At 68.0% G+C, this 13,052-nt stretch carries 16 protein-coding genes; 8 read left to right on the top strand and 8 right to left on the bottom strand.

The window, feature by feature from the left end:
- Nucleotides 1-28 precede the first annotated feature (28 nt).
- From NTM_RS09205 to NTM_RS09185, 5 genes are all read left to right on the top strand, one after another.
- A complete protein-coding gene (locus NTM_RS09205; protein ID WP_163766114.1) occupies nucleotides 29-1,453 on the top strand; it encodes an aminotransferase class I/II-fold pyridoxal phosphate-dependent enzyme in 1,425 nt (474 codons plus the stop codon).
- A gap of 87 nt (nucleotides 1,454-1,540) precedes the next feature.
- The gene (locus tag NTM_RS09200) at nucleotides 1,541-1,894 is read left to right on the top strand and encodes a VOC family protein (RefSeq protein ID WP_104862721.1); all 354 of its coding nucleotides are present in this window, start codon (nucleotides 1,541-1,543) and stop codon (nucleotides 1,892-1,894) included.
- Nucleotides 1,895-1,926: 32 nt separating this feature from the next.
- Nucleotides 1,927-2,553, top strand: coding sequence for a TetR/AcrR family transcriptional regulator (locus tag NTM_RS09195; protein WP_163766113.1), 627 nt, complete (start codon nucleotides 1,927-1,929; stop codon nucleotides 2,551-2,553).
- A 154-nt stretch (nucleotides 2,554-2,707) separates the two neighbouring features.
- Nucleotides 2,708-3,262, top strand: coding sequence for a nuclear transport factor 2 family protein (locus NTM_RS09190; RefSeq protein ID WP_163766112.1), 555 nt, complete (start codon nucleotides 2,708-2,710; stop codon nucleotides 3,260-3,262).
- Between the two features lie 4 nt (nucleotides 3,263-3,266).
- Nucleotides 3,267-4,049: an SDR family oxidoreductase gene (locus NTM_RS09185; protein ID WP_163766111.1), complete on the top strand. Its 783-nt coding sequence runs from the start codon at nucleotides 3,267-3,269 to the stop codon at nucleotides 4,047-4,049.
- Here NTM_RS09185 and NTM_RS09180 read toward each other — a convergent pair.
- Nucleotides 4,046-5,227 carry a cytochrome P450 gene (locus tag NTM_RS09180; RefSeq protein WP_163766110.1) on the bottom strand — a complete coding sequence of 394 codons (1,182 nt, stop codon included), beginning with the start codon at nucleotides 5,225-5,227 and terminating at the stop codon, nucleotides 4,046-4,048. The genes NTM_RS09185 and NTM_RS09180 overlap by 4 nt on opposite strands.
- A 43-nt stretch (nucleotides 5,228-5,270) precedes the next feature.
- On the opposite strand from NTM_RS09180, the gene NTM_RS09175 reads away from it, so the two are divergent.
- Nucleotides 5,271-6,122, top strand: a complete 852-nt coding sequence (locus tag NTM_RS09175; protein WP_163766109.1) for a TIGR03619 family F420-dependent LLM class oxidoreductase — start codon at nucleotides 5,271-5,273, stop codon at nucleotides 6,120-6,122.
- On the opposite strand, the gene NTM_RS09170 is transcribed toward NTM_RS09175, so the two are convergent.
- Nucleotides 6,115-6,537, bottom strand: a complete 423-nt coding sequence (locus tag NTM_RS09170) for a VOC family protein (RefSeq protein WP_163766108.1) — start codon at nucleotides 6,535-6,537, stop codon at nucleotides 6,115-6,117. The genes NTM_RS09175 and NTM_RS09170 overlap by 8 nt on opposite strands.
- A 2-nt stretch (nucleotides 6,538-6,539) precedes the next feature.
- On the bottom strand, nucleotides 6,540-7,310 hold the full coding sequence (locus NTM_RS09165) for an SDR family NAD(P)-dependent oxidoreductase (protein ID WP_163766107.1): 771 nt from the start codon (nucleotides 7,308-7,310) through the stop codon (nucleotides 6,540-6,542).
- Nucleotides 7,311-7,403: 93 nt separating this feature from the next.
- Here NTM_RS09165 and NTM_RS09160 point away from each other — a divergent pair, with 93 nt between their 5' ends.
- A complete protein-coding gene (locus NTM_RS09160; RefSeq protein WP_179963909.1) occupies nucleotides 7,404-8,075 on the top strand; it encodes a nitroreductase family protein in 672 nt (223 codons plus the stop codon).
- Between the two features lies 1 nt (nucleotide 8,076).
- On the opposite strand, the gene NTM_RS09155 is transcribed toward NTM_RS09160, so the two are convergent.
- Genes NTM_RS09155 through NTM_RS09135 form a run of 5 tightly spaced genes read right to left on the bottom strand, consistent with a single transcriptional unit; the run spans nucleotide 8,077 to nucleotide 12,156 of the window.
- Nucleotides 8,077-8,979 carry a TIGR03564 family F420-dependent LLM class oxidoreductase gene (locus NTM_RS09155; RefSeq protein ID WP_163766105.1) on the bottom strand — a complete coding sequence of 301 codons (903 nt, stop codon included), beginning with the start codon at nucleotides 8,977-8,979 and terminating at the stop codon, nucleotides 8,077-8,079.
- 4 nt (nucleotides 8,980-8,983) lie between these two features.
- Nucleotides 8,984-9,838 carry an SDR family NAD(P)-dependent oxidoreductase gene (locus NTM_RS09150; RefSeq protein ID WP_163766104.1) on the bottom strand — a complete coding sequence of 285 codons (855 nt, stop codon included), beginning with the start codon at nucleotides 9,836-9,838 and terminating at the stop codon, nucleotides 8,984-8,986.
- Nucleotides 9,835-11,169, bottom strand: a complete 1,335-nt coding sequence (locus NTM_RS09145) for a cytochrome P450 (protein ID WP_163766103.1) — start codon at nucleotides 11,167-11,169, stop codon at nucleotides 9,835-9,837. The genes NTM_RS09150 and NTM_RS09145 overlap by 4 nt, the downstream gene beginning before the upstream one ends.
- Complete coding sequence (locus NTM_RS09140) at nucleotides 11,166-11,372, bottom strand: ferredoxin (RefSeq protein WP_163766102.1); 207 nt, start codon at nucleotides 11,370-11,372, stop codon at nucleotides 11,166-11,168. Before NTM_RS09140 ends, NTM_RS09145 begins: the two co-directional genes overlap by 4 nt.
- 40 nt (nucleotides 11,373-11,412) lie before the next feature.
- Entirely contained in the window at nucleotides 11,413-12,156 is a 744-nt protein-coding gene (locus NTM_RS09135) for an SDR family NAD(P)-dependent oxidoreductase (protein WP_163766101.1), read from the bottom strand.
- A 75-nt stretch (nucleotides 12,157-12,231) separates the two neighbouring features.
- Between NTM_RS09135 and NTM_RS09130 the strand changes: the two genes are divergently transcribed.
- Nucleotides 12,232-13,050, top strand: coding sequence for a mycofactocin-coupled SDR family oxidoreductase (locus tag NTM_RS09130; RefSeq protein WP_163766100.1), 819 nt, complete (start codon nucleotides 12,232-12,234; stop codon nucleotides 13,048-13,050).
- The last annotated feature ends 2 nt before the right edge of the window (nucleotides 13,051-13,052 follow it).

Genomic DNA, 13,052 nt, shown 5'->3' with positions numbered 1-13,052 from the left:
ACAATGTCATCGGCACTAACGTGGCCGCGTGCCCACCGATCCCCGTGGCCTGCGCGCCGAGGCGCCGCTGCTCGACGCGTGGCTGCGGTTCCACGAGAACCCGTCGACACCGTTCACGATCCCCGGCCACAAACAGCGCCACGATCTGGTCGGTGACGTGGTGGCCGGCGATGTTCCGCTCTACGCCGGACTCGACACGATGAAGCTCACCGCCGGCGTGCTGGCCGACGCCGAGGCGCGTGCGGCACGGTTGTGGGGTGCCGACGTGTGCCGCTTCTCCGTCGGCGGCGCGACGCACGCGAACCAGGCGCTGGCGTTGACGCTCGGTTCCGCCTCCGGCGGTTCGGTGGTGGTCAGTCGCACCCTGCACAGGTCGATGCTGCTCGGACTGGTGCTGGCCGGGCTGACGCCGCTGTGGGTGCACCCCGAGATCGACCCGGCGACCGGTCTCCCGCTGGGGGTGGCCGCGGCGTCCGTCGACGCCGTGTTGCGTGCCCACCCGGAGGCGACGGCCGTGCTCGTCGGCGACCCGTCGTACGTCGGGACCGTCGGTGACGTCGCCGCGCTCGCGGACACCGCACACACCCACGGGGTCCCGCTGGTCGTCGATGCGGCGTGGGCCGCCCACTTCGGATTCCATCCCGAACTGCCCCGGCATGCTCTGCAACTCGGTGCCGACGCGATGGTCGTCAGTGCGCACAAGACCCTGCCCGCGTGGAGTCAGGCGGCGATGGTGCTCGCCATCGGTGAGCGAATTGATCCGGCGCGGCTGGACGCGGGCGTGGACGCGACGCACACGACCAGCCCGGCGGGTGCGATCCTGGCAAGTATCGACGCGGCCCGGGCGCTGTTGGAACGCGACGGGGAAACGCTGCTGGGCGAAGCGATCTCGGCGGTGCGAGGGGCCCGGGAGAGGTTGTCCGACGTCGACGGGCTGATGGTTCTCGACGGTCCCGGTGTCGATCCACTGAAGCTGACGCTGGTGCTGCCGGGCACCGGCGCCGACGGCATCGCCGTCGAACATGATCTGTTGGCCGCGGGTCTGCCGGTGGAGGCCGCCGAGCGGGACACGATCGTCGCGCAGGTGTCGTTGGCGGATACAGCGGAGTCGCTGACGCAGCTGGTCGATACGCTCGTCACCTCGATCGCGCGGCACCGCGGGTCGCCACGCCCGGTGGTCACCGGGGCGGCCTACGCGGTCACCCCGGTCACCGAGATGGCGCCGCGGACCGCGTTTTTCGCACCCCGCGAGACGGTCCCGCTGCGCGACGCAATCGGCCGGGTCAGCGCGGAGCTCGTCGCGCCGTATCCCCCGGGGATCCCGGTGCTCTCCCCGGGCGAACAGGTCACCGCCGCCGTCCTCGAGGCGCTGCACAGCGCCCGGTCGGCGGGTATCCGTATCGCCTACGCCGCCGATCCGACGCTGGACACGTTGCGGGTGGTGACGGGGTAAAGAGACGAAAGTCCCTAGATACAAGAAGAACTCACGTGACATTCTATGAGCCGCCTACAAGCACGCTCGACATCGAGGAGATCCCGCATGAGCGACCACGAAGTCAAGATGATCATCCTGTCCACGGACAACCTGGACGAATCGATCGACTTCTACACCGAGACGCTGGGGATGTCGCTGAAGTTCCGCGACGGAGCCCACTTCGCCGCCCTCGACGGCGGGCCGGTGACGCTCGCGCTGGCGACATCGGTGGACCATCCGATTCCGGGCCAGGTGGTGGTCGGGATCAAGACCTCCGATGTGGATGCTGCGGCCAAGGCGATCGAGGCCAGCGGCGGGGGCATCGTGAAGGGCCCCTATGACGACGCGCACGAGCGCCGTGCGGTGGTCTTCGACAACAAAGGCAACGGATTGGTGTTCTACAAGCCACTCAACCGGTGAGCCGAGGCTCGACGGAATGACAGAATACGACCATGGCGACCTCGTCGCGGCGCGTCGGCGCTGAAACCTCCAAGACCCGGGACACGCTGCTCGACTGCGTGGAGACGATGATGCTCGAGGAGGGCTATGCAAGCGTGACCTACCGCGCCCTGGCCGCCAAGGCCGGCGTCACCCCCTCCCTGGTGCAGTACTACTTCCCCACCCTTGATGACGTCTTCATCGCCGCGATCCGGCGGTACTCCGAGCGCAACCTGGCCCACCTGAACAAGGTGCTGGAGAAGCGCGTCGAGGACCCGCTGCGCGCGCTGTGGGAGTACAGCTGGGACGAGGCCACCGGAACCCTGATGACGGAGTTCATGGCGCTGGGTAACCACCGCAAGTCCATCCGCACCGAGATCGCGGCGGTGACCGAGAGTGTGCGCAAACTCCAGTTGGACGCGCTTACCGCGAAGTTCGGCGAAGACGCCCGGCCGTGGGGCAACCTGTCGCTGCCCGCACTGCAGCTGCTGCTGTCGAGCCTGCCGAAGTTCCTGAACCTGGAGAAGGGCGTCGGTGTCGAGATGGCACACGCCGAGCTGATCGAGGCCTTCGAGGGTTATCTCGACTCGATCGAGCCTGCCGCCAAGCGGAAACCGCCCGCGCGCAAGCGGTCCCGGTAGATCTCGCCCTAACCAACCGGCGCGAGCGTGCGCTGTTGTCGGGATCTCGACGGCGTGTTGCCCGCGGACACGCACGCTCGCCGAGCCGGGCAGGCGCATACCACCATGTGCTATACAAGTGTACAAACATGGGCACTGCGGCGAAGGGACGACGTTGACGAACACCGACGAGCTCGAGGAGCTGCGCAAGCGCGTGCAGTACCTGGAGGATCGCACCGCGATCCTCGACTGTGTGATGAACCAGGCCCGTGGACACGACCGCCACGATGCCGAGCTGATGGGCAGCGTGTACTTCGACGACGGCATCGACGAGCACGGTCCGACCGTCAAAACGGGTCCCGAATACGGCGATTGGGCCAATGCGGCGCACACCGCGGTGTTCGAGGACCACCTGCACAACGTCACCACCCACACCTGCGAGATCGACGGCGACGTCGCACATGCCGAGAGCTACGTGATGGGCGCGATGCGGGTCAAGGGCGGCAAGATCGTGTCGCTGATGGGCGGCCGCTATATCGACCGACTGGAACGCCGCGACGGTGTCTGGAAGATCGCGCTGCGCCGCTGCACCATCGAATGGATGATCAGCGGCGACTCCTCGATCCTCGGAAAGGGCGCGGTGCAGGGGTTCATCAAGGGCAAGTGGGACAAGACCGACGCCTCCTACCTGCGCCCGCTGAAGCTGGACGATCCCGTCGACCGGTGGTGATGGTGTGAACCTCGCGGGACGTGTCGCGCTGGTGACCGGCGGCGCGTCGGGCATCGGCCGCGCGACAGCCGTGCGACTGGCCGACGAGGGCATGCGGGTGTGTGTCGTCGATATCGACGGCGCGGCAGCCGAGGCGGTCGCCGAACCAGTCGGCGGAATCGGGTTACGCTGCGACGTCACCGATCCCGACCAGGTCGACGCGACGTTCGCGTCGTGTGTGGCAGGGTTGGGCGGGCTGCATCTCGCCTTCCTGAATGCCGGCATCACCATAGAGTGGTCGGGCGACATCGGCTCCCTCGACCTGGCCCAGTACCGACGCTCGGTCGGGGTGAATCTCGACGGCGTGGTATTCGGAGCCCGGGCGGCGGTGCGCACCATGCGTTCGCTGGGCGGCGGGGATCGGGCGATTCTGGCCACCGCGTCTCTGGCGGGGTTGATGCCCTGGCACCCAGACCCGGTCTACTCGTTGGGCAAGCACGGCGTCGTCGGGTTGATGCGGTCGATAGCCCCGAACCTCGCCGCCGAAGGCATTGCGGTACACACGATCTGCCCAGGGATCACCGAGACCGGAGTGCTCGGTGACCGGCGCCCGCTCGTCGAACGCATCGGGATTCCTGTGATGGAACCGCAGGCCATCGCCGACGCGGTGATGGTCGCGTTGGCCGCACCCCCGGAGGCGACCGGCACGTGCTGGGTGGCTCAGCACGGAAAACCGGCGTGGGCCATGGAGTTCGCCCCCGTGCCGGGTCCCGACAGCCGGCTCAACGTGCCGGTGCGCCTCCGCTAGCCGACGATCGCGGGCATCGAATCCCAGCCGCGCACCGTCGCTGTCGGGGCGCGCACGGCCTTCTCCTCGTCGATCGTCCAGTCCGGCCAGCGCTTCAGGATCTCCTCCAACGCGATCCGGCCCTCAATGCGGGCCAACGACGTACCGAGGCAGAAGTGCGCCCCACGCCCGAACGTCAGGTGGTTGGGGTTGCGCCGGATGTCGAAGACGTCGGGGTCGGCGAACCGGCGTTCGTCCCGGTTCGCCGCGCCGGCCATCAGCAGCAGCGCACTGCCTGCCGGCACTGTTTGCCCCTGGTATTCCACATCTTTGGCCACAAACCGGGCGATGTTGTGCACCGGCGGCTCCATCCGCAGGATCTCTTCGATGGCCGACGGGATCAGCGAAGGGTCGGCCGCCAGTTCGCGGCGGGCGTCCGGATGATCAGCAAGCATCTTGCCCAGCCAGCCGAACAGTCGGCCCACGGTCTCGGTGCCGGCATTCGCGATGACGCCGAGGAACACCAAGAGCTCTTCCTCACCCAGCTTCCGGCGGCTTCCGTCGACGTCCTCGAACTCGACATTGAGCAGTTCGGTGACGAGGTCGTCGGACGGATTGCTCTTACGCCATGCGACGTAATCGCGAAACATGTTGCCGTTGAAATAGTTGTCCTTCTTCACCGGGAGCGGCTCACCGGGCTTGTTGCGCAGTCGCGCCCCGGCGACCTTGCGGACGCTGCGCTGCAGCGAGTCTGGCATCCCGACCAGCATGCCGATCACCCGCATCGGCATCTCGGAGCCGAGGTCGAGCGTGAAGTCGAAGCGATCACCGCCCTCAAGCGGGTCGAGGCAGGCCTGGCAGAACGCCCTCACCCGCTCCTCGATGACGTTCATCTTGCGCGGCGTGAACGCCCGCGACACCAGCAGCCGGTGCACGGTGTGCAGCGGCGGGTCCTCGTTGATGAACACCCCGTCGGGCATCACCGGTTCGGCCTTGACGACCTCGAGGATGTCCCCCTTGGCGTTGCTGAGGTTGTCGACGTCCTTGAGCGCGGCGTCGACCTCGGCGAACCGGCTCAGCGCCCAGAAGTCGAACTTGTCGTTGTAGTACAACGGCGCCTCGTCGCGCAGCCGCCTGTACACCGGGTACGGATCGACGTCGATCTCGACGTTGTAGGGGTCGTAATACACGCCACTCACTTGTACGATCGTACAGCACCGCGAAGCGATCGAGGGAGAGTCGATGCACATCGGATTCGTCAGCATGAACACCCCGGCCGATATGGCCCCCGACCTGCTGGCCCGCGAACTCGAACAGCGCGGCTTCGAATCGCTGTGGGTCGGCGAACACCCGCAGATCCCGGTGTCCGCCGCGGGATCCATGCCGCCGGCTCTGCTGCACGCCCAGCAGCGGATCTGGGATCCCCTGCTGTCCCTATTTGCCGCCGCGCAGACCACGTCCACGCTGCGGCTCGGCACCGCGGTCGCGCTGCCGCTGGAGCACGAATTGTTCACGTTCGCCAAGCAAGTGGCGACACTGGACCAGTTCAGTGTCGGCCGGGTACTGCTCGGCATCGGCGTGGGGGTGCGTGCCGAGCTCGCGGTGTCGAGTGAGATCTCGTGGGCGGACCGCTACCGGGCGCTGGCGGACATGGTCGCCGCGTTGCGGACGTTGTGGACGCAGGATGAGGCGTCGCATCACGGCGAGTTCTACGACTTCGAGCCGGTATGGTGCCATCCCAAGCCGCACCAGCGGCCGGGCCCTCCGCTGCTGGCTGCCGCCACCGGGCCGAAGGCGATCGGAGAGTGCCTGCCGTGGGCCGACGGGTGGCTGCCGGGTGATGCCGCATACCGCGATCTCCCCGCGGCGGCGCAGGACTTCAGGAGACGGGCCGAGGACGTCGGCCGGGACCCGGCCACGCTGGACCTGACCGTGATGGCGTGGGGCGACCCGTCGGAGAAACGTCTCGCTCGGTACCGCGACCTCGGTTTCACCCGGGTGGTGGTCGGCGGTGGCCGACGGGACGGCGACGACCCCTCGACCACATGGGAGTTCCTCGACCGCTACGCGGCGATGGTCACCGAACTCAAGTGACCGGACGCACCTTCTCGTTGACCAGTTCGATCAGCTGACCGTCGGGATCGCGGACCATGCACGCGAATCCGCCACCTGGGTCGGCGACGACGGCTCCCCCGGCCGCCGTCACCGCGCCCTGCGCCGCGGCGAGATCGGCGACCGCGATGGACAGATGGGTCAGCCCGGCCTGAACCAGGCCGCGCTCGGCCTCGTCGGGGGCCGGATACCCGGAGAAAGTCAGCAGTTGCAGGACGACACCGCCGTTGCGCAGGTACACCGCCTCGAATCCGATCGGTGGCGCCAGCCCCAGCAGACCTTCGGCCATCTGATCGGGGACGGTCAGACGTTTCACTTCGGCGAAACCGAGTGCGCTGTAGAACTCCAGGGACGCGTCCAGATCGCGCACCCGGACACCGATGTGGCTGACGTCCATGCTCAGACCCCCGCCGGTCCGGGGCCGCCGTGCATGTACAGCGTCTGACCGGAGCAGTAGCTCGAGGCGTCCGAGGCGAAGAACAGCACGCCGTAACCGATCTCGTCCGGTTCGGCGATCCGGCCGGACCCGTTGGTCTGACCGATCATGTCGATGTCGAAGCCCTGACGCTTCGCGTCGGCCTCCAATCCGGGGGTGCGGACCGCTCCGCACGCGATGCAGTTGACCCGCACACCTTTTCGCGTCCAGGCCGCGGCCATCGAGCCAGTCAGGTTCTGCAGACCGGCCTTGGCGGCACCGTAGATCGGCGCCTGCGGCATCGCCAGCAGGCCGGCACCGGACGAGATGTTGATGATCGCGCCCTTCTTCTGATCGATCATCGGCTTGGCCGCGGCTCGCGACAGGTACCAAGCGCTGGACAGATTCAGGTCGAGGACCTGATGCCACTCGTCGTCGGTCCACTTCATCAGCGACTTGGTCTCACCGCCGCCTGCGTTGTTGAGCAGCACGTCGAGCCGGCCGAACTCGGCCAGCGTCGCGTCGACCAACGCCTGGCACGCGTCGGCGTCGGTGACATCGGTCGGCACCGCGAGCGCGCGCCGCCCCAGTGCCTCGATCTCGGCTGCGGTGTCCTTCAGCGGCTCGGCGCGCCGTCCGGCCAGCACCACGTCGGCGCCGTGCTCGGCGAGCACCAAGGCCGAGGCGCGCCCGATGCCGGTGCCGCCGCCGGTGATGACCGCAACCTTGCCTTCCATCGAAAACCTGCCGCTCACAGCATCACTCCCATCGTCCGCCGATCGTGCAGTACGACTGTACAGCATGTGTGGTGCTGGACACCCCGGCTCGAGTCGAGTACACCAATGGACATGCCGCATCCGACCGACGACGTCTGGGAAGTGCTGTCCACCGCACGGTCGATCCGGCGGTTCACCGACGAACCCGTCGACGACGAAACACTGAATCGTTGCCTGCAGGCGGCCACCTGGGCGCCGAACGGCGCCAACGCCCAACTGTGGCGGTTCATCGTGCTCGACGGACCCGAACAACGCGCCGCGGTCACGCAGGCGGCCAAGATCGCTTTGGAGTCCATCGAATCCATCTACGGGATGACCCGGCCCGCTGCGGAGGACGACAGCAGGGCAGCCCGCAACAACCGGGCCACCTACGAGTTGCACGACCGGGCAGGCGAGTTCACGTCGGTGCTGTTCGTCGCGTTCAAGAACGAGTTCTCGTCGGAGTTCCTGCAGGGCGGTTCGATCTACCCGGCGCTGCAGAACTTCTACCTCGCGGCTCGCGCGCAGGGGCTCGGCGCGTGCATCACCAGCTGGGCGTCGTACGGCGGCGAGAAGGCACTCCGGGACGCTTCCGGAGTGCCCGACGAATGGTTCCTGGCGGGCCATGTGGTGGTGGGTTGGCCGCGAGGTAAGCACGGCCCGGTGCGGCGTAGACCCTTGGAGGACGTGGTGTTCCGCAACCGCTGGGACCCCGAACGCGCCGACATCACCTACGGGCGCGGCGCCCGGCCCCGCGGAAAGTGACCTAACCCGCCCGGGCCAGCTCCGCGAGCAGTGCCCTGGTGCGTTTCACGGACGCCGAGCGCTGCGCCCGATCGGAGCCCACCGCCACGGGCTGTGCCCAGACGTCGGTGGCACCCGCGGCGACGAGCTCGTCGAGCTGGCGCGTCACCGCCGCTTCGTCGCCGACGATCCCGACGTCAGCGGCTGATGCGCCGCCTCCGGCGCGGATGATGCTCTGATAGTTGGCCATCCGCTCGTACCCACCGGCTGTCGCGGCGATCGCCTCGCGCGCGTCCCGGACGTCGTCGTGCACCGCGACAGGCAGGCCCGCGACGATGCGGCCGCCGGCGACGGCCGGGGCGATCCGCTCGGCGATCACCGCCGCCGACGCCAGCCACAGCACCACGCCGTCGGCGAACTCGGCGGCGACATCCAACATCCGCGGCGACAGCGCCGACAGCAGCACCGGCACCGGATGGTCGAGCTCCGCCATCCGCCCGGCGCTGTGCACGCTCCAGTCCGTGCCGTCGAGGTCCACGTCGTCGCCGGCCAGCAACGCGGTGATGATCTGCAGGTACTCGCGGGTGTTGCGGACCGGGTGGTCGTAGGACAGGCCGAGCACGTCACGGACGATCGGTTCGTGCGACGGCCCGATACCCAGCGTCAGGCCGGGGCGCCCCATCGCATTGGCGGCCGCCGCAACCCGGTTCGCCTGCAGCAGTGGATGACACGGATAGGTCTGCAACACCGCGGTACCCAGTTCGATCGACGTGGTGGCCCGGCCGGCGATCGCCATCGCAACCAGCGGATCGCCGGCGACCGCGCTGGCGTACCACAGCGCGCGGAATCCTTCGGATTCTGCCTGCTGGGCCTGCACGACGATCTTGTCGACGGAGGAAGCGCCTCCGGTCAGTCCGATCCGCATGTCCTCATCGCATTACATGTGCGCACTGCGTGGGCGGGTGCACGTCGAAAAGGTCACGGTACGACGGAGGTTGGCGACCGTCTTCGTCGGTGATCCCGTACTTGACGGCCAGTTCGGCCCCGATCAGGGTCTGGCCACTGACTGACATCACATTCGGATCGGTGTGCAGCGCCCAGATCACATGTCCGGTCAGCTCCGGGGTTTCGGCGGTGTCGAGGATGTGGCCGAACTTCGCGGGGTTGCTCGCGATGATGCCGCGCACCCGGTCGGTGAGCAGCGATCCCATCCAGATCGACACCGCGGCGATGCCGACGTCACGGAAGTCGAAGGCCATATCGGCCGCCATCTTGTCGGTGCCGGCCTTCGGGACGCCATAGGCGGGTCCGAACGCGTAGTGCACCGCGCCCGAGGACGACGTGAACACGACCAGCCCCTTGCCGTTGGGCACCATCAGCGGGGCGGCGTACACCGTCGCGACATAGCTGCTGCGCAGGCCGACGTCGAGGGTGTCGATGACGTTGATCGGTTCTTCCCAGAACTTGGTGCGCCCCATCATCTCGTCGCGGATGACGGCCGCGTTGTTGACCAGGATGTCGATACGGCCGTGGTCGCGGGCGACCTGAGCGAACAGGGCCGCGACCTGTTCGTCGTCGCCGTGGTCGACCTGTACGGCGATACCCTCGCCGCCCGCGGCGGTGACCTTGGCGGCCGTCTCCCCGATGGTCCCCGTCGCGCAACCACCCGGGTCGACGGTGCGGCCCGTCACGTAGACGGTGCAGCCGTGCCGCCCGAGCGCGTGCGCGATCCCAGCACCGGCGCCGCGACTGGCTCCGGTCACCACCGCGACGGGACGGCTCATACCGTCTCCTCGATGCGCGCGGCGTCCTTGAGTTCGGTGATCGGACGCGCCAAACCTTGCTCATCGCAGATCTTCTGGAGTTTGGCCACCGTTTCGGCGACGCCCGCACCCAGCCGAGGGCCCGGCGTGAACTCGGCGGGCAGGTGCCGCATGCCCTGGATCACGCCGATGCTGTCGTAGTGCACGGTCCCCTCGGCCAGGCAGCGGTAGTCCGGCATCCGGTCCAGCACCGCGGTGAGCATGGACTTGAAGACCGTGCGGGCCACGTTCGATCCGATGCAGCGGTGCACGCCGAGGCCGAAGCTGAAGTGCCGGTTCCCCCTCCGGTCCAGGATCACCTGGTCTGGGTCGCCGAACACGGCGGGATCGCGGTTGGCCATCGCCCAGGACAGCCACAGTCGCTGGCCTTCGCGCAGTTCGATGTCGCCGAGTGACATGTCCTCGGCGACCGTGCGGGCATCGCCGGGTGCCGGCGTGAAGTACCGCAGGAACTCCTCGGTGGCGGGGTTGAGCAGCGTGTCGCGTTCGGCGCTGAGCCGGGTGCGCTCATCGGGATGGTCGGACAGCCATTCCAGGGCGTGTGCCGTCAATGCCGTGGTGGTGTCGAACCCACCGCCGATCAACAGGTTCAGCATGCCGATCAGCTCGATGTCCGGCGGCGCCTCGCCGTCGATGCGCAACTTCGCCAGCGCGTCGATGATGCCAGGGCGTGGGTTCTCCCGGATCTCCATCAGGTTGGTGAACAGGTCCACACCCATCGCCAGGTACATCTCGCGCACCCGGTCGGCGTCCGGGGAATCCGGCGGTGTGTACACCGACGCGTGCGCAGGTTCGTTGTAGAGCTCCCACTTCGCCAGCGGCACACCGAGCATCGCGAGCGTGAGCACCGCAGGCACCACGTTGGCCAGGTCGTCGACGAAGTCGATGCGGCCCGTCTCGATGTGGTCGTCGAGGCAGGCCCGGACGATCTCGTCGACGAACGGCTCCCAGCGCTTCACCGCCGCCGGTGACAGATACGGGTTCAGCGCGGTGCGGTAGAAGCGGTGCTCCGGGTCGTCCATCTCGAGCATGCCGCCGCGGAAGCCCTCGGCCTCGACCATCCGCGGGATCGAGATGCCCTTATAGCCGCGGCGTTCGTTGTTGACGTCGTGGTCGTTGGACACGTGCGGGCAACGCGCCAGTTCGAACACCGCGTCGCTGCCCGCAGCCACCCAGTGCCCGTCGTAGGTGTCGGTCCAGGCCAGCGGGCACTTCTGGTGCATCTCGTGGGTGATGTCGAGAAACTTGTCGCGATAGTCGGGGGCGTGCCGGTCGAAGTGGTAGTTCGTCATCGCGAGCCCCCGTCGGTCAGCAGGATCGCCTGCTCGGGGCAGGAGCGGGCAGCCTCGGCCACCGAAGCGTGGTGGCCGTCCGGGACCCGCCCGGGTACGGCGTGTGCATGACCGTCGACGTCGTCGAGCACGAACGACTCCGGCGCGATCATGGCGCACAGGGTGTGACCCTGGCACCGGGAGGACTCGACCTCGACCCGCATCGGCACTGCCTTCCTGGTTCTGTCGTTCGGTGATCGCCGGTCAGACGACCGCGCCGCCGTTGACGCCGATGACTTGACCCGTCACATATCCGGCCGCCTCCGAGCACAGGAACGCACACACGGCGGCGACGTCCTCGGGTGCGCCGACCCGGCCGGCCGGGATCGCCTGGGTCAGATACTCGTCCGGCGGGAGTTTGCCCTCAGCCTGCTGCCGGCGCAGCATCGGCGTCTCGATCGCGAACGGCGGCACCGAGTTCGCGGTGATGCCGTACTTCGCATGATCCCGCGCGACGGTCTTCGTCAGGGCGATCACCCCGCCCTTGGTGGCCGAATAGTGCGCCTGCCGCGGTCCGCCTTGCTGGCCCGCCGCCGAAGAGATCGTCACGATCCGGCCCCATCCCGCCGCGACCATGTCCGACAGGGCGGCGCGCAGGGTCAGGAAGGTCCCGGTGAGATTGACCGCGAGATAGCGGTTCCACTCGTCGAGGGTGATCTTGTCGAGTCGGGTGAACCCACCCATCGCGGCGCTGGTCACGAGGATCTCGGTCGGCCCGAATTCGGTTCGCACCATGCTGAATGCGCGATCGACCGCGGCCTCGTCGGCGACGTCCACCGCGACTCCGATGGCCTGCGCACCGTGGCCTCGCAGGTCGGCGGCGACCTTGTCCGCTGCGCCCGCGTCGAGGTCCAGGACGGCGATCCGGTGGCCTTGCGCGGCCAGGCCGGCGCAGATCGCCTCGCCCAGTCCCGACGCCCCGCCGGTCACCACCGCTACACGACTCACCGCATCTCCTCACGCCCGCTGTACGAATGTATAGCACACGCTCTATGCTCGGACCAACAGATCCGAAGGGTTGAGATGAACGCACAACGCAGGGTCGCGGTGATCACCGGCGCCGCAAGGGGGCAGGGCCGTAGCCACGCGGTGACACTGGCCGAACAGGGCATCGACATCATCGCCGTGGACCGGTGCGCCGATATCGAGTCGGTTCCGTACCCGCTGGCGACCACCGCGGATCTCGACGAAACCGCGAAACTCGTGCATGAGGCCGGCGCCGACGTCGAGACCGTGGTCGCCGACGTGCGTGACCTGAACGCTCTGCAGGCCGGGATCGATCGCGGCATCGCCCGATTCGGTGACGTGGACATCGTCATCGCCAACGCCGGAGTGGTGGCGATCGGACGCCCGGACCCCACCGACGATCAGCTGTACCGCGACATCGTCGATGTGAACCTGCTCGGGGTCTGGCACACCATCGCCGCAACGGCGCCGTCGATGATCCGGCGCGGCACCGGAGGGTCCATGGTGCTGATCAGTTCGATGCAGGGCCTGGTCGGCCGCGGCGGCGACGGCAGCGCGGCGACCTTCGCCTATGCCGCCGCCAAACACGGTGTCGTCGGCTTGATGCGGTCGGCCGCCAACGCGTATGCCCCGCACAATATCCGGGTCAACTCGATCCATCCGACCGGAGTGGCGACGCCGATGATCTTCAACGAGCACATGGCCGAGGTTTTCGCGGCGAACCCCGAGGGTAGCGCGATGTCGGGCAACCTTCTGCCGGTGCCGTTCGTCGAACCCAGCGATGTGAGCGCCGCGGTGCTATATCTGGTCAGTGACGGCGCCCGATACATCACCGGCACCGCGCTACCCGTCGACGCCGGCTTCGCCGTGATGTAGCT

It is taken from the genome of Mycolicibacterium parafortuitum, assembly GCF_010725485.1.
Lineage (GTDB): Bacteria > Actinomycetota > Actinomycetes > Mycobacteriales > Mycobacteriaceae > Mycobacterium.
The sequence above is the reverse complement of the archived record's forward strand: the minus strand, read 5'-3'. Positions and strand labels throughout refer to the sequence as shown.